Origin of the sequence: Echinicola soli, assembly GCF_006575665.1 — a bacterium.
Taxonomy (GTDB): domain Bacteria; phylum Bacteroidota; class Bacteroidia; order Cytophagales; family Cyclobacteriaceae; genus Echinicola; species Echinicola soli.
This window is the reverse complement of sequence record NZ_CP041253.1, coordinates 3,641,409-3,665,445: the sequence shown is the minus strand read 5'-3', so window position 1 is coordinate 3,665,445 and position 24,037 is coordinate 3,641,409. Positions and strand designations below refer to the sequence as shown.

23 protein-coding genes and 1 pseudogene are annotated in these 24,037 nt (G+C 42.0%); 16 read left to right on the top strand and 8 right to left on the bottom strand.

All coding sequences use genetic code 11. The features are described 5' to 3' along the window. Positions 1-5 precede the first annotated feature (5 nt). Together FKX85_RS14515 and FKX85_RS14510 are read right to left on the bottom strand one after the other, a co-directional pair. Positions 6-482, bottom strand: a complete 477-nt coding sequence (locus FKX85_RS14515) for a hypothetical protein (RefSeq protein WP_141615423.1) — start codon at positions 480-482, stop codon at positions 6-8. An 87-nt stretch (positions 483-569) separates the two neighbouring features. After that, positions 570-749, bottom strand: coding sequence for a hypothetical protein (locus FKX85_RS14510; protein ID WP_141615422.1), 180 nt, complete (start codon positions 747-749; stop codon positions 570-572). Between the two features lie 40 nt (positions 750-789). Between FKX85_RS14510 and FKX85_RS14505 the strand changes: the two are divergent. Then, positions 790-1,029 (top strand): annotated as a pseudogene (locus FKX85_RS14505) (ribosome recycling factor); the annotation flags it as partial. 68 nt (positions 1,030-1,097) lie between these two features. Here FKX85_RS14505 and FKX85_RS14500 read toward each other — a convergent pair. The 5 genes from FKX85_RS14500 to FKX85_RS14480 form a co-directional block, all read right to left on the bottom strand. Then, positions 1,098-1,694, bottom strand: coding sequence for a hypothetical protein (locus tag FKX85_RS14500; protein WP_141615420.1), 597 nt, complete (start codon positions 1,692-1,694; stop codon positions 1,098-1,100). Continuing rightward, the gene (locus FKX85_RS14495; RefSeq protein ID WP_141615419.1) at positions 1,648-2,100 is read right to left on the bottom strand and encodes a transposase; all 453 of its coding nucleotides are present in this window, start codon (positions 2,098-2,100) and stop codon (positions 1,648-1,650) included. The genes FKX85_RS14500 and FKX85_RS14495 overlap by 47 nt, the downstream gene beginning before the upstream one ends. A gap of 2 nt (positions 2,101-2,102) precedes the next feature. Next, positions 2,103-2,558 carry a helix-turn-helix domain-containing protein gene (locus FKX85_RS14490; protein WP_141615418.1) on the bottom strand — a complete coding sequence of 152 codons (456 nt, stop codon included), beginning with the start codon at positions 2,556-2,558 and terminating at the stop codon, positions 2,103-2,105. Positions 2,559-2,991: 433 nt separating this feature from the next. Then, a complete protein-coding gene (locus tag FKX85_RS14485; RefSeq protein WP_141615417.1) occupies positions 2,992-4,773 on the bottom strand; it encodes a hypothetical protein in 1,782 nt (593 codons plus the stop codon). A gap of 324 nt (positions 4,774-5,097) precedes the next feature. Next, positions 5,098-7,911, bottom strand: coding sequence for an alpha/beta hydrolase family protein (locus FKX85_RS14480; protein ID WP_141615416.1), 2,814 nt, complete (start codon positions 7,909-7,911; stop codon positions 5,098-5,100). A 422-nt stretch (positions 7,912-8,333) separates the two neighbouring features. Between FKX85_RS14480 and FKX85_RS14475 the strand changes: the two genes are divergently transcribed. The 12 genes from FKX85_RS14475 (at position 8,334) to FKX85_RS14420 (ending at position 20,619) form a co-directional block, all read left to right on the top strand. After that, positions 8,334-8,810, top strand: coding sequence for an Lrp/AsnC ligand binding domain-containing protein (locus FKX85_RS14475; protein WP_015266856.1), 477 nt, complete (start codon positions 8,334-8,336; stop codon positions 8,808-8,810). Positions 8,811-9,071: 261 nt separating this feature from the next. Then, the gene (sufB, locus tag FKX85_RS14470; RefSeq protein WP_141615415.1) at positions 9,072-10,517 is read left to right on the top strand and encodes a Fe-S cluster assembly protein SufB; all 1,446 of its coding nucleotides are present in this window, start codon (positions 9,072-9,074) and stop codon (positions 10,515-10,517) included. Positions 10,518-10,610: 93 nt separating this feature from the next. Then, complete coding sequence (sufC, locus tag FKX85_RS14465) at positions 10,611-11,372, top strand: Fe-S cluster assembly ATPase SufC (RefSeq protein ID WP_141615414.1); 762 nt, start codon at positions 10,611-10,613, stop codon at positions 11,370-11,372. A gap of 45 nt (positions 11,373-11,417) precedes the next feature. Beyond that, entirely contained in the window at positions 11,418-12,707 is a 1,290-nt protein-coding gene (gene sufD / locus FKX85_RS14460; RefSeq protein ID WP_141615413.1) for a Fe-S cluster assembly protein SufD, read from the top strand. Between the two features lie 231 nt (positions 12,708-12,938). Beyond that, positions 12,939-14,162 carry a cysteine desulfurase gene (locus FKX85_RS14455; RefSeq protein WP_141615412.1) on the top strand — a complete coding sequence of 408 codons (1,224 nt, stop codon included), beginning with the start codon at positions 12,939-12,941 and terminating at the stop codon, positions 14,160-14,162. Then, complete coding sequence (locus tag FKX85_RS14450; RefSeq protein ID WP_141615411.1) at positions 14,159-14,590, top strand: SufE family protein; 432 nt, start codon at positions 14,159-14,161, stop codon at positions 14,588-14,590. The genes FKX85_RS14455 and FKX85_RS14450 overlap by 4 nt, the downstream gene beginning before the upstream one ends. A gap of 4 nt (positions 14,591-14,594) precedes the next feature. Beyond that, on the top strand, positions 14,595-14,936 hold the full coding sequence (locus FKX85_RS14445) for an SUF system Fe-S cluster assembly protein (RefSeq protein ID WP_141615410.1): 342 nt from the start codon (positions 14,595-14,597) through the stop codon (positions 14,934-14,936). A gap of 26 nt (positions 14,937-14,962) precedes the next feature. Beyond that, positions 14,963-15,382, top strand: coding sequence for a BrxA/BrxB family bacilliredoxin (locus tag FKX85_RS14440; protein WP_141615409.1), 420 nt, complete (start codon positions 14,963-14,965; stop codon positions 15,380-15,382). 315 nt (positions 15,383-15,697) lie between these two features. After that, complete coding sequence (locus FKX85_RS14435; protein ID WP_141615408.1) at positions 15,698-16,984, top strand: citrate synthase; 1,287 nt, start codon at positions 15,698-15,700, stop codon at positions 16,982-16,984. A 310-nt stretch (positions 16,985-17,294) separates the two neighbouring features. Then, positions 17,295-18,998: a DEAD/DEAH box helicase gene (locus FKX85_RS14430; protein ID WP_141615407.1), complete on the top strand. Its 1,704-nt coding sequence runs from the start codon at positions 17,295-17,297 to the stop codon at positions 18,996-18,998. Between the two features lie 595 nt (positions 18,999-19,593). After that, the gene (locus tag FKX85_RS14425) at positions 19,594-20,301 is read left to right on the top strand and encodes a 16S rRNA (uracil(1498)-N(3))-methyltransferase (RefSeq protein ID WP_141615406.1); all 708 of its coding nucleotides are present in this window, start codon (positions 19,594-19,596) and stop codon (positions 20,299-20,301) included. 3 nt (positions 20,302-20,304) lie between these two features. After that, complete coding sequence (locus tag FKX85_RS14420; RefSeq protein ID WP_141615405.1) at positions 20,305-20,619, top strand: DMT family transporter; 315 nt, start codon at positions 20,305-20,307, stop codon at positions 20,617-20,619. Between the two features lie 16 nt (positions 20,620-20,635). On the opposite strand, the gene kdsB is transcribed toward FKX85_RS14420, so the two are convergent. Beyond that, positions 20,636-21,364, bottom strand: coding sequence for a 3-deoxy-manno-octulosonate cytidylyltransferase (kdsB, locus tag FKX85_RS14415; protein WP_141615404.1), 729 nt, complete (start codon positions 21,362-21,364; stop codon positions 20,636-20,638). Positions 21,365-22,306: 942 nt separating this feature from the next. Here kdsB and FKX85_RS14410 point away from each other — a divergent pair. The 3 genes from FKX85_RS14410 to FKX85_RS14400 all read left to right on the top strand — a co-directional run bounded on the left by FKX85_RS14410 (position 22,307) and on the right by FKX85_RS14400 (position 23,873). Further along, positions 22,307-22,855, top strand: coding sequence for a ferritin (locus FKX85_RS14410; protein WP_141615403.1), 549 nt, complete (start codon positions 22,307-22,309; stop codon positions 22,853-22,855). Positions 22,856-23,003: 148 nt separating this feature from the next. Beyond that, positions 23,004-23,399: a hypothetical protein gene (locus FKX85_RS14405; protein WP_141615402.1), complete on the top strand. Its 396-nt coding sequence runs from the start codon at positions 23,004-23,006 to the stop codon at positions 23,397-23,399. Between the two features lie 15 nt (positions 23,400-23,414). After that, positions 23,415-23,873 (top strand): DUF1801 domain-containing protein, encoded by a 459-nt coding sequence (locus FKX85_RS14400; RefSeq protein ID WP_141615401.1) that lies wholly within the window; start codon positions 23,415-23,417, stop codon positions 23,871-23,873. Positions 23,874-24,037 lie beyond the last annotated feature (164 nt).

Here is a 24,037-nt window from a genome sequence, read left to right as displayed (position 1 = left end):
GACCTCTATTCTGTTAATTTCCCAGATGCTGGCAAGTTGTTATTTGCCTCATTAAGCGCAAACTCTATACCCTTAATAAGAAGTTGCGCTACTTTTTGATTAGCACTCTTGTCATCACTATTAGTAACTCCAAAAGTGACTTTGACAGTATTACCATTTTTTAGAGTAATGGAACTCGGTATATAATCAGTTTCGCCATAAAATGTATAACCATCATCAGGTGTTAAAGTTTCGGTATATCCTTTAACTAAAGCCTCATAAGTGGATCCCGGCTGATGGTAACACTGGGAACCATAATATTTCGGACAAGTAGGATCGGGCATTGCTGGATCTGATCCCCATTTGGATCCTGGGCCTCCGCTACTTCCTGTATACCCCATTTGGTTGGATGGCTCTAAAATAGTATGAGCTCCATCATCGTTGGTATGAAAATAATCATCGCAGACTGTCACATATTGTGACTGGTTAGCTCCTACACCCATCCAAACATGATATGATGGAAAATGGACCCACATACCTGTGCACATCATAGCATTAGCTCCTGACCTTTTGCTGTCACTTTGCCCTGTTCAATATTTAGCTGCACTCACTACCCTTCCCCCTTCTATGACAAAGCTCTTCGCATGCCCTTCGTCATACCCATACACGTCCACCGTTCCGCTCCATCCATCTGCCAGCATGCCGTAGTTGATTTCGTCAAAGGCCTTTACATCGGCTTCACTGGCCGGGTAGTAGCGGGCGATCAGCACATCTTAGCCCCCTCCGGCGCGCTTGATAAACAGCAGTTTCGAATGCGAAAACGGCAAGATCAGCATCCGGAGTGCCCGGAAAGAGCCCCATGATTCACTGAAAAAACTCCAAATAGAAGGTCTTTCGGAAGATGATGTCAAAAGAGCAGAAGATAAAGTCCAAAAGCTGACCGATGAATTTTCCTCAAAGATTGACGTACTTTTCGAGAAAAAAGAAGCCGATATCATGAACGTGTATTTTACTACCTTTGCATTACAAAAGCGGGCCACGGATGCATAGCCTGCCCCGACCCTTCGGGGAATATTTTAATCAGTGCATCCGTGACCTTACCTCCAGACCAATGTCAACTAAGTTATGGAAACGAATACCATCGCGAACTTTTCCCATTTGCCGTTCTTCCTCTTATAGATGTATATTTTCGAGGCGCCATTGAACCACTGGGGAGTGGCCCAGCTATAATACAAAATAGCATATAGGCTGCCTTTGGCGTCTTTCTGGAATACCGGAAAAGTAATTTTCTCCAGTTTGCCCGTTTCCTTATGATCATATCTTAACTGCTTTACGTTTAGCCGTCTTTTGTCCAATTCCACGCTTTCCACACTCTTTAGCTTGCGGTCCAGTTCGATACGCTGTCGCTCGGTGAACACGGTGTCCAGGTCCATATACCGCTCCAGTTCCAGGACAAAGCTTTCCTTGCGGTTGTTTTGGTTGATCGTTGCATAGTCCAGCATTCCATAAATAGAAGGATCATCCCTATCCAGCGTTTTATAGTAAAGCCCTCGCTCAGAGAGCGGAAGAAGATTGATCACTTCATACGCCATTTTATGATCTTCTCCGATCTCCGTGGTCAAGGGCGCCGAAGCACAGCCCATTGCCGCTACTATCACCAACAAAACACTAATCACACTTATCCCCTTTTGCCTGGCCATTTCCTGTCGCTTCATTTGCTAAAATTTTCAGTATCCTATCTCTATCCCATTTATTCGGGAAATTCGCCTTAAATGCCTCCGTCATTGGACCGCCTTCTCCGTGATGGGTCAGACCGCCCCAGGCCATCGCCTCGTAGTATGACCAATCCAGATTGCCGCCGCCATTATTAGCATCCCATCGCTGCAGTGAAGAGGCCACCGCACTGACATAAGCCGGCATAAACTCGTGATGGAGCGCATTGCCATCAGTCACCCCATGGGCCATACTATATTGCCGTATGGCATCATACGGATCCTCAAAAGGATTTGTACGTTGTTCATAAGAAAGGTATGCATGGACAACCCGTCTTTCCTCCATATCGACCGCTACGGTCACATAACGGTGGCCCTTCTTTGAAGAGGTCTCGTCAATGCCAAGCACCTTTACCCCTGATTGCTCGTCCGCATTGTAGGCTTTTTTGATCCAGTAGGAAAAGATGTTCCAAAGACGCTGGGATAAATATCCAGCACACCGGCAGCTTTGTTGACCGGCATCTCAGACTCTATAAGCAACATCCCAAATGCCTCGAACAAAAGGGTAAAACCGCTCCCAGGACGTGCCCAGGGAACCTGTACGGTCTCCACCTTTCCTGTAGAATTTTCAACCCGAGGAACCCGGGCATGGAGAAAGCAGGTGTGTTGGAAGAAATTGAGGTGCTGCCACGTACGCTCCATCGTATCATACACCTTGCCACCCGCAAACCTATGGCCCTTTTCAAAATCAAGGTAAATATCTATCTGGCCATGCCCAGCACCTTCGGCTTGGTCCATTTTAATCTCCTTTACGTACCAAGGCTTCTCAAGCCCTAATGCCATCTCAAAAATCTGTGTACTATTCATCCTACAAACATAAACAAGTAGCCACAGTGTTTAGCACGTTTAGCCATACTAAACATTTAGAGCCTTTTTCTTAGTGGCACTAATTATATTACTATCATCAAAATCATCATCAGCCCAAAAAATACGCCAAACCTATATCTTTTTAGCTTATTCTTCCTAAATAGGAAAATAGAAATAAAACAAAGCAAAATTGAAGTAAAATAGATATAAGCCGTAATGATATTCAGGACTTGATATGTCCGACCTAGCCATTCAAGCCCCTCAAAGTCGTCATATTCAAAGCTATATAATCCCTCTTGGAGAATCCCCCACACCGCCCCACCGTAGCCTCCAAAAGGCATAAATGTATAAAAAAGAATCCAAAAAAGGCTTATGGAAAATAGGATGTAATAGCTATATTTTAAGATGTTCCTCATAATTATAATTTCCATGTCTATTCACAATCTTTGCTTAGAGTACTTAGAGACTTTTTGCCTTCCATCACATCTTTTACATCCTTCCAGTCGGGCCTTTCTACCTGAGGACTTGATGTCTTGGCTTTCCCTCCATGCCCGTTGACATAATCCGTTAATTTTGATTGGAAAGATTTCCATAATTTGTCTGCCTGTCCAAAGGGACTGGGCACTTTGTTTTCTTCAGATATCTTATCCGACATCCACTGAGCGAAAGTCCCTTCCCAACTGGTCAACCTGTCCACGCCCCGGGTATAGAAGGTATAGGAGCCATTGGCGTTCTTAATATAACCAAAATCCCTGTTGCCGCTTACCGGATGGTTACTGTACTTAGGATCATGTACCGTAGTAAAGGTCCATTTGCTGCTGGTGTACCCGCTCACAATCACCGAGCCATTATCCGGCCCCTTGATATCAATTCCCACCACAGCCCCAAATGGATTGGAGGAATTCCATAATTTAGTGTCATCCGCCCCATAGGCGTTATAAGGGGCGAATTTGCTATAGTAAGTATTCACAAAGCTATTGATATTCTTCCTGATATGGCTGAGAAACTGCGCCGGGGTGGCTCGCTTTCCATTGATCAGTGGGAGCTGTGTCACCGTCACCGGAAAATAATCCATATTCACTACCGTGCTATAAGCGTCATCCAGCTTCTGTATATGAGCTATATCGGAATAGGTCGGTTTTCCATTTATCTTTATCGTGGAATTGTTGGCAATTTTCTTGAGTTTATCGATCTGTACCTGCCCAACGGTATGTTTTGCCGTCGCTATCCATTTTTTTAATGTTTCACAGGGTACATCTTTCAATAAGACAAATGGCTTGTCCTTAATCTGATTTTTAAGCTGGGCATCTGTGGGCTGAGAATAGGACCCAGGCTGTGGAAAACAAATATCGTGAAAAGAATTCATACAAGGATTCTTCAACTGATCCTCGATTTGGGAAATATTATTATGGGATGGATTTTGTCCTGAAGTACTCCCTCCGTTTGGTGGTGGCCCAGCCGGAGCTGTTGTTGGAAACCAGCACGATTCCACATATGTTGATGGTGGCCCTTCAGCTAAACCTCCATATAAAACCCATTGATCATAATAAAGTTGTGAATGGTATGGGTATTCTATCCAGTAGCCTGTACAATTACCCCATGAAGATGCTATTTTGCTTGAGTTATCCTTGGCTATCCTGTATTCCGACTTTTTCAACACCATACCGTTTTCTATTTTGAAACCGTTCGCATGCCCCTCGTCATACCCGTACACATCCACCGTTCCGCTCCATCCATCTGCCAGCATGCCGTAGTTGATTTCGTCAAAGGCCTTTACATCGGCTTCACTGGCCGGGTAGTAGCGGGCGATTAGGATATCATAGCCACCACCCTGTCGCTCGATGAACAACATGTTCTGGAGTACCTTTTTATCGATGTCCTCCTCTCCAAGTGTCTCCCGCACCGGCCGGGGAATGACATACTGCCTGTTCTTCAGGGACACCTCATAGACCTGTCTCCCATCGGGAAACCGATAGCTGTGCATGTCCTCCCAGTCCGGCAATTTCTCGGTAAAGGGTGCAAAAAATGCATCCGGATTTGCCTCTCGGGCATTGGTATTTCCCCTTTTACTTCGCTGGTTGAGGTCTGCTTCGTTCTGCTCAAACCAGTCTTTTACCTGTGCGACTTGCTGCTCGGGTGCTTCTTTATCTCCTTCTGCTGACTGTGGGGCAATCTCTTCTTCATTGACCGTCTGGCATCCCGCCAGATAAACCATGACAATCAATACACTGAGTAATAGGTTCTTTTCATTGTGAAAATCAGTTTAAATGAAACAATGCTGAGTTTAAAAAAGCTGCTTACCAGCAACTTCTTATTCAAGAAAAAAAACGAAATAATAAAGTGAAAATTAATATTTATTGAAATTTATTATTAAAAAAACAATATTTACGTAATAAAAATATATAAAAAGTATTATTCACTAGTCGATGAACGTAATAATGCCACTGATGCACGGATACCATAACCGATCATCCATGCATCAGTGGCCCATTCTATAACTGAATCAGTGATTATCCGCTAAATCAGCGTCATCAGCGAGCTATTGAGACAACTCATATTTCAGTGTTCGCCCTTTTTCCACTGCAGGCAACCCCTCTGTCATCCATAACGGCGCAGGTGCTCCTTTCAGGTAATGGTCAAAGAACTGGCTTAGCCTGATGGACAAGTCCTTTCTATTTTTCCTCTTGCGAAGGTTGTGGTCTTCTCCATTGTAAACCAACAGCCACGCAGGCGTCCTGTTCCGCTTAAGGGACATAAAAAACTCTATGCCCTGATACCATGGTACGGCCCCATCCTTATCATTGTGCATGATCAGCACGGGAGTATTGACCTGATCGGCAAAGAACAACGGGGAATTTTCGATATATTCCATCGGCTTTTCCCAAAGCGTCCCTCCTATCCGGGACTGTGTCTGCTCGTACTGGAACATCCTGCTCATGCCAGATCCCCAGCGGATGCCACCGTATGCAGAAGTCATATTGGCCACAGGAGCTCCGGCACCTGCTGCCTTGAACATGTCCGTCTGTGTGATAAGGTAAGCCACCTGATATCCTCCCCAGCTCTGTCCCTGAATGGCCATATTGTCGGTATCCACATAGCCTTTTTCTACTACAGACATTACCCCTGGCACCACACAGTCATAGGCACTTTTGCCGGGATGTCCGATATCGTATTTGATATCCGGCACAAAAACCACGTAGCCATTGCTCACAAAGTAGGAAATATTAATAATGGAAGCACTCGGTGCAGGACTGATATAATTGTGAAAGCTGTCAGATCTTCTTTCGTAAAAATATACCATCAAAGGATATTTTCTATTTGGATCAAAATCCTCTGGTTTATAGATCATCCCCTGCAGGCTATCGCCTTTAAGTGTCATATATTCTGTCAGCTCTACTGTTCCCCAATTGATATCCTTTTGCTGCGGATTGGCATGGGAAAGTTGTGTCAAGTCTTCCATGTCTAAATCCGTGGCATAAACGTCTGGGTAATCTTGAAAGGTGGAGCGTCTCACAATGACTTGGTCTGATTCCTTGGCTTTTTCCAAACCATAATAACGATGATCAGTAAAAATCATTTGCTCAGGAGCTTGGTCTCCATTGATATCACCCTTAAAATACCCGCTCCTTTTGTTTTTTTCATGGAAGGCATGTAGGATCAAGGGAGCCTTGGGATCAATAAATTCCTCCTCTCTATCCAGCACTTCCCTTCTGTAACGGGTCTGTTGCGCTTTCCCGGTTCCTTTAGTGATATTTACGGGTGCCTTTTTGCCACTTGGATCTATTTTCCAAATATCATAACGGGAGTAAACGATAAACGCTTTATCATCCTCAGTCCATCCAGCCGCTCCATATGATCGTGGCAAGCTGGGGCTGTCGTGGAGTTGATCATAAAAATCATCATCAATACTTGCGGTAAGATCAATGGTCTTCTCTTGCGCAATATCGTACGCCAACCATGCACTATCTGGATAACTGTACCAATTCACATATTTCGCTGAAGGAGACAGGCTTGGATAGCCTTTGGCACCTTTGATGACCATTTTTTTACTTCCTGTTTTCACATCGATCAAATAGATATCCCTTCCGATCTGGATATCCCAGCTGTAATTGATCCGGTAAGGGCTATCGTCCGTAGCAATTACCAAGTCAAACTTGGCATCTTTGTCGAGATTCACATTGTCCACTGCTCGATCACCAAGCTGGACTACTGCTTTGTCTTTTAGATCATAGACCGCCAAAAATGATTTATTGGCTTCTTTTTCCTTATCTTCCAATTGCATTGGCTGGATTTCATCATCCTTCCAACTCCAGATATCCAGCGACACCCGCTCCTCATCGAGAATGGTGGTGTCATCTTCATATGCATAGGCTTTATAATCTTCACTGACCCCAAAAAACAACCTGTTTCCATTTTCTGAAAACTTCAGGTTACCGCTTTTAGCTACTTTACCTTCTGCCAAAAGTCCCTCCGTATCCTTGGTTACAATTGGCTCACAGCCCTCCTTACCGATAGTATGCAAAAACAGCTGGTAATAAGGCTTTTCTGCTTTGGCAGAGTCCCCCGAGGCCAAATAGGCAAAATGTCTAAGATCCTTCGAAAAAGCCACATCTGTGTACTTGGCCATTCCCGTGTCAATAACTGTCCGTTGGCCTACTTCTAAGTCCAGCAGACCAATGGCCGCATTATCCAGGGTATCTTCTTCCGCTTGGACAAAATAGAGATATGCCCCCTTTTCAGAAAAACCATATTGGGCTACTCGCTGGATTTCATAGGTAATGGAACCATCAAAATTCCTCACCTGCAAAAGTGTCCCATCAGTTTTGGGCTGTTTTTCCTTTTTGGATGCTTCTTTCTCAGTGCTGTCCTTTTCGGTTTCATCTTTATCCTCTTCCTCCTTTTCATAATGCACAGCAAGCCAGTTGCCTTCCTTTTCTGGTATTTTATAGGATTTCACGCGTGAAAGCTTTTCCAAGCCTCCTTTCTCTAAAGAAAGGATGAACAAGCTGTCTTTTGGCATGTCCTTTTTATCCTCTAGTTTGAGCATGCGGACAGTATCCTTTTCCGGAAGGATTTTCCCTACTACCCAATGACTGTCATGTGAAAAGGAATAGTGATCGCCTCTTGCTATCGAAAAATTGGTTCCCGTACCATCATGAAGGCTTACTTCCAAGTGGCCGTCACCATCTTGAGGGTTGATTTCAAAACCTACCCATTGGCCATTACGACTGACTGTGGTAGATGATACGGATTCCCAACCGTCGTAATCATCATGTACAAGGGGTCTTTTCTGCTGGCCATATGCACTCCAACTTACCAGCATCAATAACAAAACAACTTTCAATCTGTTCATTTATAAAAGGGCTTTTTAGAAAATATAAGTATATATCAAATGAAGGTCAAAATTTAAGGATATATCCACAAACTATTCATCAATTGTTAGATCAGTGGTAGGATTTGGATGTGGCTAGCACTAAAACAAAAAAGTCTTGCCAGTAGCAAGACCCTTTTCAGAATATAAACCCAAATATAACTTTAGAGATTAAAAGTTTCAATACAAAAACCATTGTTTCAGTAAGGAATTCATCACAAAACAATAGTTAATTTTAAATTAATCGATTGTTCTCAAAATTTTCACCCTCCTTAACAATGTAATCCCAAAGTAAATACATTTTTTGTTATTTTGCAAATCAAAAAAAATCTTCGTGTAAATTTTGACAATTCAACAATTTGAATGCATCTTTATTCAAATAAAGGTAACCAAATAATTAAATAATGGATAAAAATTTAGATATTGACAATGTTGATTTGAAAATCATCTCATTACTTAATGAAGACGCAAAAACCCCCTATACGGAGATCGCAAAGAAGGTTTACGTTTCTTCTGGTACTGTTCACGTGAGAATGCGTAAGCTGGAAGATATGGGAATTGTCAAAAGTGCTACGCTCAACATTGATTTTTCAAAATTGGGGTATGACATTTCAGCGTATCTAGGCATTTACCTTGAAAAAAGTTCACTTTATGATAATGTTATCGAAAAGCTGAAAGAAATTTCCGAAGTGGTTAATGCATATTACACTACTGGTAATTATAGCATTTTTGCGAAGATAATCTGTAAGGACACCAACCATCTGAGAGACGTACTGAACAAAATCCAAAAAGTGGACGGAATCGACAGAACAGAAACACTTATTGTACTAGAAGAAAGTATAAATCGACCGATACAGCTTTTTGAGCAAGATGCTAAGTAGTTTTGCTTAGAAAAAATAATTATTTAGATTAAATCTAAATTAAAAAATCAAATAAATATTTAGAGTTTTAATTGACTTTTTTCCACGCAACCAAAAGCACGGATTTAGTGCTTTTGGTTGCGAAAACTTTTGTTTTTCATACCCTGCACATAGTTTTTTTCTATTTCCCATAAAGAATTTTCATTGTCATTGAACATATAATTTTAGATTAATGTTATATCTTTGCGGTACAAAATGTAATTAGTCTAAATAACTCGCTTTATGAGCAAAGACAACGAAATTTTAGAGGAATTCACCTCGAAAGAATATGAACACGGCTGGTCTGTTGATTTTGAAGCTGATGAGGCTCCTGCCGGTTTGAATGAAGAAATTATCCGTTGGATTTCTGCCAAGAAAGAGGAACCTACATGGCTTCTCGAATGGAGGCTTAAGGCTTTCCGTACATGGCAAAATATGACTGAGCCTGATTGGGCCAACGTCAATTACCCCAAAGTAGACTTCCAAGCTTTGAAGTATTATTCTGCTCCAAAGCAGAAAAGCAAACCTAAAAGTTTGGACGAGATAGACCCGGAACTTTTGCAAATTTACGAACGGTTGGGCATCAGTCTCAATGAGCAAAAGAAACTTCAGGGCATAGCGGTCGACGCCGTATTGGACTCTGTGTCGGTAGGCACTACGTTTAAGGAAACACTCAGCAAATTGGGAATTGTATTTTGCTCTTTCAGTGAAGCAGTACATGAGCACCCTGAATTGGTGAAGCAGTACCTTGGTTCTGTGGTCCCAATGACCGACAATTACTACGCAGCACTAAACTCTGCCGTATTCTCGGACGGCTCTTTCTGCTATATTCCAAAAGGAGTCAGATGCCCCATGGAGCTTTCTACTTATTTCAGGATCAATGCAGCGAACACTGGTCAGTTTGAAAGAACCTTGATCGTGGCTGAGGATGAGTCGTATGTATCCTACCTGGAAGGCTGTACAGCACCACAAAGAGACGAGAATCAATTGCACGCAGCAGTAGTAGAAATCTACGCTGCCAAAGACGCCGAAGTCAAATATTCCACTGTCCAGAACTGGTATCCAGGGGATAAAAATGGCAAAGGCGGTATATACAACTTTGTGACCAAAAGAGGTATCTGTGCCGGTGACAACTCCAAGATTTCTTGGACACAGGTAGAAACTGGTTCTGCAGTAACCTGGAAGTATCCTTCATGTATTCTTAAGGGAGACAATTCCGTAGGTGAATTTTACTCGGTAGCAGTAACAAATAATTATCAGCAAGCTGATACCGGTACCAAAATGATTCACATTGGGAAAAACACCAAATCGAGGATCGTATCAAAGGGTATCTCTGCAGGCCATAGCCAAAACTCCTACAGAGGGCAGGTACAAGTCATGAAAAGAGCAGTCAATTCGCGAAATTTCTCGCAGTGTGATTCCCTGCTGATGGGTGACCGATGTGGAGCGCACACGTTCCCGTACATTGACATCCAAAACCCTACTGCCAAGGTAGAGCACGAAGCCACTACATCCAAAATCGGAGAAGATCAGATTTTCTACTGTAACCAACGTGGGATTGACAGCGAAGATGCAGTAGCCCTCATCGTAAATGGCTACGCCAAAGAGGTATTGAACCAACTTCCAATGGAATTTGCGGTGGAAGCCCAAAAGCTTCTGGCCTTGACCTTGGAAGGAAGCGTGGGATAATCCACCAGACATTCTATGCAAAAGCTGGGGAACCATACATGTTCCCCTATGCTTCTTTATTACCAAATTTTCAGAAAGAAATCAGTTCAAATCATGTTATCCATAAAAAATTTACACGCATCTATTGAAGGAACACCAATCCTGAAAGGAATTAACCTCGAAATCAAAGCAGGTGAAATCCATGCCATCATGGGCCCAAATGGTTCCGGAAAATCGACATTGGCTTCAGTATTGGCAGGAAGGGAAGAATATGAAGTTACAGATGGAGAAGTGACATTCAAAGGCAAGGATTTACTAGACATGAATCCTGAAGACAGGGCCAGAGAAGGCGTGTTCTTGGCTTTCCAATACCCAGTGGAAATCCCAGGTGTAAGCACTACCAACTTCCTGAGAACTGCTGTAAACCAAGTGAGGGAATACAGAGGCCAAGAAGCACTGGATGCTGTAAAATTCCTTTCACTGATGAAGGAAAAAATGAAATTGGTCGAAATGGACCAAAAATTAATGAGCCGTGCCCTGAACGAAGGTTTTTCCGGTGGTGAGAAGAAAAGAAATGAAATCTTCCAAATGGCCATGCTGGAGCCTACCCTATCCATTTTGGATGAAACCGATTCAGGCTTGGATATCGATGCCCTCAAAGTCGTTTCCAATGGCGTCAATCAACTCAAGTCAAAAGACAATGCCACCATCGTCGTAACGCATTACCAGCGACTACTGGATTACATTGTTCCTGATTATGTACACGTACTTTATAAAGGTAGAATCGTAAAATCAGGTGCTAAGGAACTGGCATTGGATCTTGAAGAAAATGGATATGACTGGATCAAAGCGGATGTAGACGGAGCTTCTGTCTAATCCTCGACTCGTCCAATTGTCAAACCACACATTTCTTGAATATTCATGACTACAATAGCTAAAAATAAACTAACGGATTCCTTCTTGGATATCGCCCGCAATGCTTCAGTTGGCATTTTGCCTACACTAAAGCAAACCGCCGCCGATATCCTGGAAAAAGAAGGATTGCCAGCCCCCAAAGCAGAGGAGTACAAATTTACTCCGATCAGTAAAAAACTGGAGAATGGAATTTCCAATCTTCAAGTGGCCAGTAAGTTTTCATTGACAGCTGAACAGGTAAAGGCAGCATTGATCCCAGAGCTGGAGGCAGATATCTTGGTATTTAACAATGGTCATTTTGATGCCACTCTCTCTACCTTTACGGAAGAAAATTATACCATCTCCGCTTTCCAGGATCTTGATGCTGATGCATCCAGCAAAATCGGCACCATTGCAAAACCCGAAAAGGAGCCGTTTAATGCCTTGAACACGGTGTTATTTGAAGATGGGCTACATATCCACATCGCTAAAAATAAAGTGGTGGAAAAGCCTATCCTATTGCTGCACTTTTGCCAGGCAAATGATGGCCAAGTCATCGCACCAAGGGTATTTATCCAGGGAGAAGCCAATGCTGAGGCTACCTTTATCGAACGGATCATCAGCGTAGATGATGATCCCTATTTTCTAAATAGCTTGACGGAGGTGAAGGTCAATGAAAATGCACACCTTTACTTTAACAAAATACAGAACGAAAGTGAAGCAGCGATAGAAGTAAATAACTTCGAAGCCGATATCCATCGTGATGCCACGCTTTCGACAGTGACACTCTCCCTTAAAGGTGACCTTATCCGAAACAATCTAACCCTTAACCTAAGAGACAGCGGCTGTGAGGGTAATATGTACGGTCTGTATTTGCTTAACGGCAATACCCATGTGGACAACCACACCAATGTGGATCATACCATGCCGCATGCGGAGTCCAATGAGCTCTATAAGGGCGTGCTTGCAGATAAGTCAAGAGGTGTGTTTAACGGAAAAATCTTTGTGCGCCAAGATGCACAGAAAACCAATGCTTTCCAGCAAAACAATAACATCCTCTTGTCCGAAGATGCCATCATCAACACCAAACCACAATTGGAAATATGGGCTGACGATGTAAAATGCTCCCACGGCTGTACCACTGGTCAGCTAGATGATGAAGCCTTGTTTTACCTTCAAGCGAGAGGAATCGGTAAAGTAGAAGCCAAAAACCTACTGCTTTATGCTTTTGCAGGAGAAATTCTTGACCATATCAAAATCGAGCCATTGCGGGAATTCTGCATAGCCCTAGTACAAGAACGATTGGGGAATCTATAAGTTCCTAAAGAATTGAATGATAGAAATGGGGCTTTTTTGGCCCCATGCTCTTTTATTCCGATGATGAAGCTTGCTTTCTACTTTCGGAATATCAGGCCTGAAACACGGACTATGCAGGAGGAATCGTAGAGAAGGCTGAAAATCAACTGATGTTGAAACCATTTCAGGTCACAACTCATAGGCTAATACGTATTTCGGATAAAACCATCAAACAATCAATAAACGCCATTCATGACGCTGAATATCCAACATATCCGAGAAGAATTTCCGGTACTTGACCAAGAAGTAAACGGAAAACCGCTCATATATATGGACAATGCGGCCACTACCCAAAAGCCAAAAAGGGTGTTGGAGGCTTTGTCTGCTTATTACACCCATGATAATTCCAATATCCACCGTGGTGCCCATACATTAGCAGACCGTGCGACCAGATCATTTGAGAAAACCCGAACGCTCATCAAGGAGTTTATCAATGCCTCTGAAGAAGAAGAGATCATCTTTACCAAGGGAACCACAGAAGGCATTAACCTCGTGGCCGCTACTTTTGGTAGAAAATTCATTGAACCGGGCGATGAAATCATCATCAGTACACTGGAGCATCATTCCAATATCGTACCTTGGCAGATGCTATGTGAAGAAACGGGTGCAAAGCTAAAGGTCATCCCAATCAATGATAAGGGAGAACTGATCATGGAGGAATTTGATAAACTGCTAAGCGAAAAGACCAAATTGGTTGCAGTAGTACATGCTTCCAACGCACTCGGCACTATCAATCCTGTCAAAAAAATCATTGACAAATCCCACGAAGTCGGTGCAAAGGTGCTAATAGACGGTGCCCAATCTTCTGCACACTTAGCTATAGATGTACAGGCGCTAGACTGTGACTTTTTCGTCATGTCTGCCCATAAAATCTACGGCCCTACCGGCCTGGGTGTCCTTTATGGAAAAAGGGAGATACTGGAAGCCATGCCCCCATACCAAGGTGGCGGTGAAATGATTAAGGAAGTAACCTTCGAAAAGACCACTTACAATGAAATCCCCTTTAAATTTGAAGCGGGGACACCTAATATTGCCGATGTCATTGCCTTTCAGAAGGCTTTGGAGTTTGTCAAAGAACTGGGTAAAGAAAACATCAGAAAGCATGAAGAGGACTTACTTCACCATGCAGAAAGACAACTTAAAGACATTAAAGGCTTTATACCTGTAGGTACTGCGGATAAAAAAGTAAGTGTACTTTCTTTTTTGATCAAGGACATGCACCCGTTTGATGTGGGTGTGATGTTAGATGCAGCTGGAATTGCCGTAAGGACAGGACACCATTGTACCCAGCCGCTGATGAATCGATTTGATATCGAGGGAACTGTAAGGGCTTCCTTTTCTGTTTATAACACCAAAGAAGAAGTGGACAAGCTCTGTGAAAGTGTCCGCAAAATTGCGAAATTGAAAAATAAATGAGTGACATCAAGCAAGTTCAGGAAGAAATCATAGACGAATTTTCTATTCTGGAAGGCGACAGAGAGTCGACCATATTTTACATCATGGAATTGGGAAACCAATTGGATGAGTTTCCCGAAGAAGCCAGACTGGACGAAAACCTGATCAAAGGCTGCCAGTCAAAAGTATGGCTAACCACCGAAGTAAAAGACCAAAAAATCATCTTCAAAGCCGATTCCAATACAGACATTACCAAAGGTTTGATCAGTTTACTGATCAGGGTACTTTCAGGTAGGTCTCCAAAAGAAATCATAGACGAGGATCTTTACTTTATCGAAAAAATAGGCATGGGCAATATCATTGGTTCCCAACGATCCAATGGTCTAGCTTCCATGATCAAACAAATGAAGTTATACGCAATAGCTTACCAATCAAAACTAAACGTGTAGATTTATGGCTGAAGAAAATCAAACTGCACAACCTGCCAATATCCCTGAGCTTAGGGACAAGGTGGTCCAGGCAATCAAATTGGTATATGATCCAGAGATTCCTGTGGACGTTTATGAACTGGGACTGATCTATGAAATCAGTGTCTTCCCTGTGAACAACGTTTATGTATTAATGACCCTGACATCACCCAACTGTCCTGCTGCAGAATCTATTCCTGCTGAAGTAAAAGACCGGATCCAGCAGATCCAAGGAATTAACGACGTAGAAGTAGAACTTACCTTTGATCCACCCTACTCGCAGGACATGATGTCCGAAGCAGCTAAGTTGGAACTAGGATTTATGTAAAAGCACTAATTTAAATTGAAGATATTATGTACCCTGAAGAATTAGTAGCACCAATGCGTGCTGAATTAACAGATGTAGGTTTTAAAGAATTTAAAACTGCCGAAGATGTAGAAAATCACTTAAAAAATGATAAAGGAACCACCTTTATTGTCGTTAACTCCGTATGTGGGTGTGCTGCAGGTGCTGCAAGGCCAGGCGTAAAGTATGCCTTGGACAAAACCGATGCAAGACCGGGGACATTGTCCACGGTATTTGCGGGTAACGATACAGAAGCGGTAAACAAGGTTAGGGAACTTTGTCTTCCTTATCCACCATCATCTCCTGCCATGGCCCTCTTTAAGGACGGAGAGTTGGTGCACTTTATCGAGAGACACCACATCGAAGGAAGAAATGCCCAAATTATTGGAGAACATTTAGTAGAAGTTTTTGAGCATTTCTGCAAGTAATCATTAAAAGTAGTCTACCATGGTAGACTACTTTTTTTTATCCCCATTACATCCCACATATCAGGCTCAGGATTTTATTTTGTATTTTCGAGCATTTGCCCCATAAGACATGAACCCAATCAGGTATGTTTTTCTGATTATTGCGCAAATGGGATGCAACAAATAACCTCAACAAAAAATTAAGTAAAATTACTTAATTTTATTCGTGTAATATATACTGTTTATTATGAAAATAAGGCGGTTTTTTATTAACTTAAGGCCGCCAAATACGGTTTCATGATTGAACAAAACCATAAATAGATAAACGTAAAACTTATGTCTGAAATAGCTAAGTTATCCTTCAATGGTACCGAATATGAATTACCAGTAACGGAAGGAACTGAAAATGAGAAGGCAATAGAAATTGCCAAATTAAGAGGCGAATCTGGATTAATAACATTAGACCCAGGATTCAAAAACACAGGATCTACAAAAAGTGCCATTACTTTCTTGGATGGAGAACAAGGTATCCTCAGATATCGTGGGTATAACATCGAAGACCTGGCTGAAAAGTCTAACTTTTTGGAGGTTTCTTATCTATTAATTTATGGTGAGCTTCCTACTCAAGAGCAATATGACCAGTTTGCAAATGAAATCACCTATCATACCTTAGTGCATGAAGATATCAAGAAGATTCTTGATGGTTTCCCATCTGTAGCCCATCCGATGGGCGTATTGTCTTCTTTGATCTGTTCATTGACAGCCTTCTACCCTACTTCATTGGATCCAAACAGGACTGAGGAAGAAATCAAATTGAGCATCGTAAGATTAATGGCCAAGCTACCTACTTTTGCAGCTTGGGCGTATAAAAATAAAATGGGGCACCCGGCCAATTACCCAGACAATAGGCTGGACTATTGCTCTAACTTCATGAAAATGATGTTTGCGCTACCAGCGGAGAAGTACGAGGTAGATCCTATCATTGCCAAAGCATTGGACAAGCTTCTTATTCTTCATGCAGATCACGAGCAAAACTGCTCTACTTCTACTGTAAGGATCGTGGGCTCTTCCCAAGCCAGCATCTATGCTTCCATCTCAGCAGGCATCAATGCCCTGTGGGGACCACTTCATGGCGGCGCTAACCAATCGGTGATCGAAATGCTGGAAGCGATCAAAGAAGATGGTGGTGACACGAAAAAATACCTTGACAAAGCTAAGGACAAAAATGATCCGTTTAGACTTATGGGCTTTGGCCACAGGGTTTATAAAAACTTTGACCCAAGAGCTAAAATCATCAAGAAAGCCGCCGATGATGTCCTTGGTAAACTGGGGGTCAATGATCCTGTATTGGAAATTGCCAAAGAACTGGAAGAAGCGGCCCTCAATGACCAGTACTTCGTAGACAGAAAATTATATCCAAATGTGGACTTCTATTCTGGCATCATCTACAGGGCACTAGGTATCCCAACTGACATGTTTACTGTCATGTTTGCCCTGGGACGTCTACCAGGCTGGATCGCACAGTGGAAAGAAATGAGAGAAAACAACGAACCTATTGGTCGACCAAGACAAGTTTACACTGGTGCCAATGAGCGTTCTTATGTCACTATGGGTGATAGATAAAAATATAATCTAAACAGTAACTGTAACTAATAACTAAAGCGGGATCCTTGGATTCCGCTTTTTTCATATTCCTGTTTTTTAGTGAAATACATCTTAAGCCCTTATCTATCATACCAAATATTTTTTCCTTCCAAGAACATTTATTTACTATTTATTTCAATAATACTTTATCCTTATTTGTAAAAGCAAATAATTACACATATCTTTGCAGCACAATTAAGAAAAGAACTTTTCTGAGTCATGAGGTTCCTTACTCCGTAGTGTTGGGTTATATCAAGGAAAATCAGGGCGCAGGAGTAAGGAAAAATTCATGGAAAACGAGATTTTATTCGCAGACTTGGGAATTTCAGACGAAATTCTTCAAGCAGTGGAAGGTATGGGCTATACCCAACCTTCTGAAATTCAAGCACAATCAATTCCTTTGATGCTAGATGGCCGTGATGTCATTGGCCAGGCACAAACAGGAACTGGAAAAACTGCTTCTTTCGGGATTCCGATCATCGATCGCGTAGACAGCAGCAGCAGGCACCCACAGGCATTGATCTTATGCCCTACCAGGGAACTCGCAGTACAGGTAGAAGGTGAAATCACCAAACTTGCCAAGCACAAAAAGGGTGTTTTCAGTACAGCAATCTATGGTGGTGAAGCTATCGACCGTCAAATCCGGACACTTAAAAAAGGTGTACAGATCGTCGTAGGTACACCAGGTAGAATTATGGACCACATGAAACGTGGCACCCTGAAACTTGATACTGTTCAAACCATTGTACTGGATGAAGCAGACGAAATGCTTGACATGGGCTTCAGGGAAGACATTGAAATGGTTCTTAGCCAAATGCCTGAGATTAGACAGACGATCTTCTTCTCAGCAACTATGGCCAAGCCTATCATGGACTTGACCAGAAAATATCAAACCAATCCTGAAATCGTCAAGATCCTCCGTAAGGAACTGACTGTTGAGAACATTTCACAGGTTTATTACGAAGTCAAGCCTCCATTGAAGATGGAACTGATCACGAGACTGGTCAATGTACATCAATTTAATCTTGGCGTGGTTTTCTGTAATACCAAAAGGGCTACAGACGAAGTTACCGAAGGCTTGATCGCTAGAGGAATCTCTGCTGAAGCACTACACGGAGACTTGTCCCAGGCACAGCGTGACAAGGTGATGAACAAATTCAGAAAAGGTCACTGCGCAATGTTGGTAGCTACTGATGTAGCCGCGAGAGGAATCGATGTAGACAATGTGGAAGTGGTATTTAATTATGACCTCCCGCTGGATGAAGAGTACTATGTTCACCGTATCGGTAGAACAGGCAGAGCTGGCCGTTCAGGTATGGCAATCTCTTTCATTACAGGAAGAAAGGATATTTTCAGGCTTAAAGATCTGGAAAAATACATCAAAACATCCCTGACCAAAATGAATCCGCCTTCTGTCGCTGAAATGGTTGACCAGAAAAAAGATCAATTGGTAAAAGATGTTACAAAAGAACTTTCCAAAGAGGAAGACAACCAGTTTTTTGAAGCAGCATTAGGTCAGCTACTTGCCGAAGGATTAAGCATGGATCAAATCGCTCTTGGGTTGGTAAAACTGCAAATGGGCAAATCAATTCAGGAACTTTCCGACATGAACTTCGACCTAAACCTAGGCCGTGAAAGGGATAGAGGAGAAAGAGGAAGCCGAGGAAGAGACCGCTTCGAAAGAGGTGCTAAAAAAGGTCGAGGAGAACGTCCAGGTGCCCGAAAAGGTGGCCGTGAAAGAGGAAAAAGAGAAGCAAATATGGCCAGGCTTTTCCTTAATCTGGGTAAAAAAGACAGAATCAGACCGAATGATATCGTAGGAGCCATAGCTGGTGAAGCAGGAATTTCTGGTCGTCTGATCGGTGGTATAGACATCTTTGATAATTTCTCTTTTGTGGACGTACCTACCAAAGATGCAAGTCATGTCATTAGTGTCATGAAAAGGAATACCATTAAAGGTAAATCTGTCAACATGGAACTCTCAAAAGATTAAATTATATAAAGGTTAATAAAGGTTAGGAAAAGCGCAAATCATTCGATTTGCGCTTTTTTATTTTTGAGTCTCCGCAATCATGCATGTAGCCAAGCATAATTGAATAAATTGTGTTTCCGTCCTTTTATTCAGGTGTAAAATTGGGATCAAGCGGAAAAGTTGGGGGGGGGATTAGGGTTGATTTCGATAGCATGCAGATTACTAAGATTTGCACTGATTTTTTTATACTGGAGCACGCATTACTATTGCTAAATTAAAGGGAAATATGCTTACCATAGCCACTTGTAAATCTCTCATCCCCCGGAAATTTTGCTTGGTCCTCAAAATGTGCTAAAAAGGAGGCAAGCGAAAAAGTTGAGGGCATGAATCCCTTTATTTTAAAAGGATTTCTTTTTTGTTTTTTTCCACAAAAATTCTAAGACCCAAAGCTGTTTGTTTTCCGTGAAATTTGGAATCCGCCTACAAAAAACTTCGTGTCTTGGCGACTTCGTGGCGACATACCAAATGAATATAAATCTCTCATCCCCCGGAAATTTTGCTTGGTCCCATACCATTTCCCCACTACTTGTTATCTTTGTAAGAAATTACGTGATACATGCAGCTATTCTATCAAAAAGACATTCCTGATACCGGTAACATCATCCTCAATCATGAGGAATCAAAGCATTTGGTCAAAGTGCTGAGAAAAGTTATTGGCGATGAAGTTTTGCTAACAGATGGAAAAGGTCACTTGTTCACCTGTACGATCACCAAAAGTGATCTGAAAAGAACCGAATTAAGTATAATTGAAAAGAAAGAGACACCTCTTCCAGACCATCGCATTCATCTGGCCATTGCCCCTACCAAAAACACGGACAGGATGGAATGGATGTTGGAAAAGATTACGGAGATTGGTTTTCAGGAATTGACATTTTTAAAGACTACTAATTCTGAGCGAAGCTTCTTGAAGCCAGATCGGCTTGAGAAGAAAATGGTTGCCGCCTGTAAACAGAGTCTCAAAACACATTTCCCCGTTATTAACCCTCTAATCTCCTTCCATGACCTGCTGAAAAATGACGCGTTTGCTGACCATCAAAAGTTTATTGCCTACGTGGATGAAGCGCATACTCATCACCTATTTGACCTGGCAGAAAAGAATACTTCCTATTTGATTCTTATCGGTCCAGAAGGAGACTTTTCACCTGAAGAAATCAACCTCGCCACCAAGAATGGTTTTGCTCCCTGTAGCTTAGGAAATAGTAGGCTTCGGACTGAAACTGCAGGATTGGCGGCTGTACACACATTTAGCTTAAAAAACCGTTAGTTTATGGCTTGGTTAATATTGATCCTGGCAGGGCTTTTCGAAGTAGCCTTCACCACTTCACTGAAAATGGCCAACAACTTTACCAATTTTAAATGGTCAGTTGCATTTTTCATCAGCATCAGTTTAAGCTTCTACCTGCTCAATCATGCCATCAAGACCATCCCCATGGGCACAGCCTATGCTGTTTGGACAGGCATTGGTGCAGCAGGAACTGTACTGGTGGGGATTTTCTTTTTCCAAGAACCCTCCAATTGGCTTAGAATAGGCTTTCTGATGTTGCTAATAAGTTCTATCATTGGGCTCAAGGCCGTTGCCTAATTGCAGGTATGAGAGGCTATTGGGAATTACGCTGGTAAAATGCAATCGCACGGTCCAGATCCGCCTTGGTGTCTATCGCCACGGCCTCATGAGTGGTTTCTACCATCTTAATACGAATGCCATTTTCCAATAACCGTAACTGTTCAAGCATCTCTGCCTTTTCAAGCATGGTCTTTTCCCAATTGGTATATGCCAACAGCAGTTGCTTGGTATAGGCATAAACACCAATATGTCTATAGTAATCAGGTTGGTACTTATCCCGGACGAAAGGGATAGGACAGCGGCTAAAATAAAGGGCAAAATTTTCCTTGTCCACTACCACCTTGACCGAATTGGGATTGATGACATCTACATCATCTTCAATTTTCCTCATGAGAGAAGCTACCTTTACAGACTTATCTTCGAATGCCTGTACCAATCCTGACAATGATTCCTTATCTTGAAAGGGCTCATCCCCCTGTACATTCACCACCACATCGGCTTCCACATCGGCTACTGCTTCAGCTATACGGTCTGATCCACTCTCATGTGCTTTCTGACTGAAAAACACTTCTCCTCCCTCCTGCTCGATCTGTTCCGCTATCTGTCTATGATCCGTCACTACTATCACCTTATCAAATAAACCCGTGGCCATCGTACTCAGATAAGTCCTGACAATAACGGGTTTACCACATAAATCAGAAGTCAGCTTTCCTGGAAAGCGTGTAGCACCATAGCGTGCTGGAATCATTGCAACTATTTTCATACGGCAATTTTAAAAAAAAATGATGAAAATAAATCCATACTAGACATTTTAGACAAAAACTTATGGTTCTATATGATTGACTGTGGGTGCTGAATTAATTTGTAATGGTATCATTTAAGCTTTGTCATCAGCTCATCCTTTGCCACTTTTTTCCTACAAGTGAAAAAAGTGGCCAAAACCCGTCCGCCTGAGGAGGAAAACCCGCTGCGGTGCATCTATTACGCTAAAATTAACCCCCTCCCTCATGCAGACAAAATCCTCCTGTCTTCTTGCCCAACCCCTTATTTAATTTCTTAACACCCAATACCTGCAAGGCGGATCCATTAATACAAGTTTTATAGTCCAGTCCGATTTTTTTTAAGGGTTTTCGGTGAAATACCTTACCCATAGTATTACATAGAGCTAAACTTATATCTGAGTATACACGCAAAGGTCGCATCTCACAAGTCATTCCCCCCTTTGATTATAGGAGATTTTATAATGATATGCTTTTCTACCAATTGAAGAATATGGCTAAAAGAACCAAAACACCTTGGATAAATCATGAAATGCATATACAGATCCTCCAAGCATATATGGACCGCCAAGAAATTAATTATTTGAAGATTGGTAATACTTAGAATCCTGCAGATAAAATCGCGGGTTACCTAATATTCCATACCGACGGTACTATTTCCAAGTAGCCTTTCAAATCGCTTCCTGTCAATTCTCCGGTGGGAAAGGTCATATGAAAGAGCCCACCTCATAAATCAACCATGCTCATATTACGCTAAAGCCCATTTTTCATCTTTATTTATATTTAATTCAAATTAACTTAGACAGAATATTATTCTTTAGAACTTTAATTATACCAATTCTAAATTCCGAAAACACAGGTAATACATTGAACTAAACTCTGATAATTTGGTTATGTTTGTATTAAGAACTTAAACATAAGTGATTATGAAGACGAAAGAAAAAGAAATAGTAACGCTACAACGTTCATTATTACATGATACTGAAAAGATGTTAAACAAACAGATAGAAATGGAAGGTAAATCTTCCGCTTCCTATTTAAGCATGGCATCTTGGTGTGATATGATGGGCTATAACAACGCAGCCAAACTACTTTACGAACATGCCGAAGAAGAAAGACACCATATGTTGAAGCTTTTCCATTATATCAACGAAGCTGGTGGTCTAGCGGTACAGCCAGAGATCTCTGGTATCAAGCATCATTTTAATTCTCTCAAAGAGATCTTCCAGCTTACCTTGGAGCATGAAATCCAAGTCACCAAGTCTATCAATATCATTGTGGATCACTGCTTTGGGGTGAAGGATTTTGCCACGTTCAGCTTTATGCAATGGTATGTGACTGAACAACGTGAAGAAGAAACACTGGCACGTAGAGCCCTGGAGTTGTTCGATATCATTGGAGAAGAAGGTATTGGACTGTGGACCATCGACCAAGAGCTTGGTAAGCTCCATGACAATACGAACGATGCACAGTAGGCCATTCTAAAAAGAATTATACTCGAAGCGACCTGAACGATCAGGTCGCTTTTTTTATTTCCCATAATTTCTTAGCTTAAACCTGAAATGTATATTATTGCATTCGATAATACCCCTTCGTTTTCAACACATAATCCTGAAAAAAGCTATGGTCAATCAACTCCTACAAATAGAAAAAATAGGTCAAAAGACCCTCAGAATTGTAATGGCGGCTTTTTGGATTGCAGTTTGTTGCTACGCTATTTTCGGAGAAGAAGCAACCTACCTGGTGTTTTCCGGTAAACTATCCTGGTCTGTTCCAGCAATATTAACCGCTATTTTGCTGGTTGCCCATTTCAAGTCTCCTAGAATGGGAATCGCCGGAGGGGGCTTAAGCGCCTTGATATTCATCGCTGTCACCATCTATTGCATCAAGGCCCTCCCTTTTAACCTGACCATTATCCTGAATTACCTGTTATTGGTCATATCTTCTGTGGTGCTTTTGGGAGAATCTGTCAAAGAAATGGTCAGGGAACGCATTACACAACCTTTCCCCAAAGCTTAACAGATTTGCCTAGCCATGAAAACAATCGCCCAAAACCCAGATGACTACCTCTCCAAAGTCCCAGAAGATCGAAGGGCCGCACTTACAAAATTAAGAGCCACCATTGCCACTAATCTTCCCGATGGATTTGAGGAAACCATGAGCTATGGGATGATTGGCTATGTCGTACCCCGCTCCATCTACCCCAGCGGATATCACTGCGACCCAAAGCTTCCTCTACCCTATATGTCCATTGCCAACCAGAAAAATTTCATAGCACTATATCACTGCGGAATCTATGCAGATGATCAGATCATGCGATGGTTTATTGAGGAATTTCCTAAACATAGTAATTACAAGTTGGACATGGGGAAAAGCTGCATCAGGTTCAAAAAGCCGGATTTTATCCCTTTTGAGCTTATTGGTGAATTGGTAAAGAAGATAAGTGTACAGGATTTTATTGACCTATATGAGGGAAGAATTAAAAATTCCTGAACTGTCCCCTTTTCTTAAACTATTTCTCCAGACTTTTATCAAACTCACCCTTTATATCATCACTCGATGATTTTTATCGACATTTAGCCTATTCATAAGGCCAAGAGGCCATCAAAGCACAAATTATTGCCTATTTTGGTGCAATCTTTACACAATATGCTTTT

Bases quoted from the DNA above. Each gene is read 5' to 3' on its own strand.
- FKX85_RS14490 (WP_141615418.1), bottom strand. From the start codon at position 2,558: ATGAATAGTACACAGATTTTTGAGATGGCATTAGGGCTTGAGAAGCCT.
- FKX85_RS14435 (WP_141615408.1), top strand. From the start codon at position 15,698: ATGTCTGAAATAGCTAAGTTATCCTTCAATGGTACCGAATATGAATTA.
- sufC (WP_141615414.1), top strand. From the start codon at position 10,611: ATGTTATCCATAAAAAATTTACACGCATCTATTGAAGGAACACCAATC.
- FKX85_RS14485 (WP_141615417.1), bottom strand. From the start codon at position 4,773: ATGGTTTATCTGGCGGGATGCCAGACGGTCAATGAAGAAGAGATTGCC.
- kdsB (WP_141615404.1), bottom strand. From the start codon at position 21,364: ATGAAAATAGTTGCAATGATTCCAGCACGCTATGGTGCTACACGCTTT.
- FKX85_RS14440 (WP_141615409.1), top strand. From the start codon at position 14,963: ATGTACCCTGAAGAATTAGTAGCACCAATGCGTGCTGAATTAACAGAT.
- FKX85_RS14515 (WP_141615423.1), bottom strand. From the start codon at position 482: ATGGGTGTAGGAGCTAACCAGTCACAATATGTGACAGTCTGCGATGAT.
- FKX85_RS14445 (WP_141615410.1), top strand. From the start codon at position 14,595: ATGGCTGAAGAAAATCAAACTGCACAACCTGCCAATATCCCTGAGCTT.
- FKX85_RS14410 (WP_141615403.1), top strand. From the start codon at position 22,307: ATGAAGACGAAAGAAAAAGAAATAGTAACGCTACAACGTTCATTATTA.
- sufD (WP_141615413.1), top strand. From the start codon at position 11,418: ATGACTACAATAGCTAAAAATAAACTAACGGATTCCTTCTTGGATATC.
- FKX85_RS14420 (WP_141615405.1), top strand. From the start codon at position 20,305: ATGGCTTGGTTAATATTGATCCTGGCAGGGCTTTTCGAAGTAGCCTTC.
- FKX85_RS14480 (WP_141615416.1), bottom strand. From the start codon at position 7,911: ATGAACAGATTGAAAGTTGTTTTGTTATTGATGCTGGTAAGTTGGAGT.
- sufB (WP_141615415.1), top strand. From the start codon at position 9,072: ATGAGCAAAGACAACGAAATTTTAGAGGAATTCACCTCGAAAGAATAT.
- FKX85_RS14430 (WP_141615407.1), top strand. From the start codon at position 17,295: ATGGAAAACGAGATTTTATTCGCAGACTTGGGAATTTCAGACGAAATT.
- FKX85_RS14400 (WP_141615401.1), top strand. From the start codon at position 23,415: ATGAAAACAATCGCCCAAAACCCAGATGACTACCTCTCCAAAGTCCCA.
- FKX85_RS14455 (WP_141615412.1), top strand. From the start codon at position 12,939: ATGACGCTGAATATCCAACATATCCGAGAAGAATTTCCGGTACTTGAC.
- FKX85_RS14405 (WP_141615402.1), top strand. From the start codon at position 23,004: ATGGTCAATCAACTCCTACAAATAGAAAAAATAGGTCAAAAGACCCTC.
- FKX85_RS14450 (WP_141615411.1), top strand. From the start codon at position 14,159: ATGAGTGACATCAAGCAAGTTCAGGAAGAAATCATAGACGAATTTTCT.
- FKX85_RS14425 (WP_141615406.1), top strand. From the start codon at position 19,594: ATGCAGCTATTCTATCAAAAAGACATTCCTGATACCGGTAACATCATC.
- FKX85_RS14500 (WP_141615420.1), bottom strand. From the start codon at position 1,694: ATGAAGCGACAGGAAATGGCCAGGCAAAAGGGGATAAGTGTGATTAGT.
- FKX85_RS14475 (WP_015266856.1), top strand. From the start codon at position 8,334: ATGGATAAAAATTTAGATATTGACAATGTTGATTTGAAAATCATCTCA.